Source organism: Allobosea sp., from assembly GCF_030694325.1.
GTDB lineage: Bacteria > Pseudomonadota > Alphaproteobacteria > Rhizobiales > Beijerinckiaceae > Allobosea.
The window spans coordinates 1-1,880 of sequence record NZ_JAUXYO010000289.1; the positions used below are offsets into that span (position 1 = coordinate 1).

1 protein-coding gene and 2 pseudogenes are annotated in these 1,880 nt (G+C 68.1%); all 3 read left to right on the forward strand.

The window, feature by feature from the left end; genetic code table 11:
• Positions 1–612 (forward strand): annotated as a pseudogene (locus Q8M82_RS18710) (CbbQ/NirQ/NorQ C-terminal domain-containing protein); the annotation flags it as partial.
• Positions 613–625: 13 nt separating this feature from the next.
• Positions 626–1,042 (forward strand): GNAT family N-acetyltransferase, encoded by a 417-nt coding sequence (locus Q8M82_RS18715; RefSeq protein ID WP_305692806.1) that lies wholly within the window; start codon positions 626–628, stop codon positions 1,040–1,042.
• Positions 1,039–1,880: pseudogene (locus Q8M82_RS18720) on the forward strand (cobaltochelatase subunit CobT); the annotation flags it as partial. The gene Q8M82_RS18715 and the pseudogene Q8M82_RS18720, both read left to right, overlap by 4 nt.

Below are 1,880 nucleotides of genomic sequence, written 5' to 3' on the forward strand. Positions count from 1 at the left end.
ATCCTGCCCTGGGCCCTGCAGAACAACATCGCGCTCGTCTTCGACGAGTACGATGCCGGCCGCCCGGACGTGATGTTCGTGATCCAGCGCGTGCTCGAGCAGTCCGGCAAGCTGACGCTGCTCGACCAGAAGCGCGTCATCCGTCCGCACCCCGCCTTCCGCCTCTTCGCCACCGCCAATACGGTGGGCCTCGGCGACACTTCGGGCCTCTATCACGGCACCCAGCAGATCAACCAGGGCCAGATGGACCGCTGGTCGATCGTGACCACGCTGAACTACCTGCCGCATGACAACGAGGTCGAAATCGTGCTGGCGAAGTCCAAGCACTTCCAAGGCACGCCGGAAGGCCGCAGCGTCATCGACAAGATGGTGCGCGTCGCCGATCTGACCCGCAACGCCTTCATGAACGGCGACCTATCGACGGTGATGAGCCCTCGCACGGTGATCACCTGGGCCGAGAACGCCGCGATCTTCGGCGATGTCGGCTTCGCCTTCCGCGTCACCTTCATGAACAAATGCGACGAGATGGAGCGCACGCTGGTGGCCGAGTTCTATCAGCGCTCCTTCGGCAAGGAACTGCCTGAGAGCGCGGCCAACGTGGTCCTGAGCTGAAGGCGCTTCCGCGATGGCAACCCTCCAGCGCGAAAGCGATGTCGCGGCGACGAGGGAAGCCGTGGTCGCGGGGCTCAGCGCCTACAACGCCGCGAGGGTCGGCCCGCGCAACAGCCTGCCGCTGGCGCTCAGCCTGCGCGACGATGCGGGCGTCATCATGGGCGGGCTGATCGGGGAGCTGAAATGGCAATGGCTCCATATCGACCTGCTCTGGATCGACGAGTCCCATCGCGGCGCCGGCCATGGCGAGGCGCTCGTCGCGCTGGCTGAGACGACCGCGCGCGAGCATGGCGCGCGGGGCGTCTATCTGAGTACGATGAGCATCCAGGCGCCGCAGTTCTATCCCAGGCTCGGCTACAAGCCCTGCGGCGTGATGGAGGACTATCCCGTCGCGGGCCATCGGATCCACCATTTCGCGAAGGCGCTATGAGCATCTCCAACCGCAAGCCCGGCACGACCAAGGAAGCGCCGGCTGAGCCGCTGAAGCGGGCCATCTCCTCGACGATGAAGGCGATCGCGCGCAAGCCGGAGATGGAGATCGTCTTCGCGGCCGACAAACCCTCGCTGGTCGGCGAGCGCGCCCGCTTGCCCGAGCCGCCGCGCAAGCTGACGGCACAGGACGTGGCGATCCTGCGCGGCCATTCCGATTCGATGGCGCTGCGGCTGGCCTGCCACGATGCCAGCGTGCATCGCCGCGCCGCGCCGGAAGGCGATGCGGCACGCGCCGTGTTCGACGCCGTCGAGCAGGCGCGGGTGGAATGCGTCGGCGCGCGGCGGATGGCCGGCATGGCCGGCAACATCACCGCGATGCTGGAGGACCGCTACCACCGCGGCGGCCGCTATGAGGAGATTACCGACCGGGCCGACGCGCCGCTCGAGGATGCACTCGCCCTGATGGTGCGCGAGCGGCTGACCGGCCTGAAGCCGCCCAAGGCGGCCGAGAAGCTGGTCGATCTCTGGCGCGAGCAGATCGAGGCCAAGGCCGGCGCTGATCTCGACCGGCTGGGCAAGGCGGTCGAGGACCAGCGCGCCTTCGCCCGCACCGTGCGCGACATGCTGGCCTCGCTCGACATGGCCGAGCAGACGGCGCAGGGCGAGGAGTCGGAGGAGGACGAGGACGACAAGGACCAGTCCTCCGACGAGCAGCAGCAGCAGGATGGCGAGGCCGAGCAGGAAAGCGCCGGCGAGCGCTCCGAGGTCGAGGTTTCGGACGACGCCACCGAGGAACTGCAGGAGGGGGCGACCGAAGCCTCCGACGCGCCCTCGGG

Excerpts from the sequence above, each read along its gene's own strand:
- Q8M82_RS18715 (WP_305692806.1), top strand. The coding sequence starts at position 626 with ATGGCAACCCTCCAGCGCGAAAGCGATGTCGCGGCGACGAGGGAAGCC.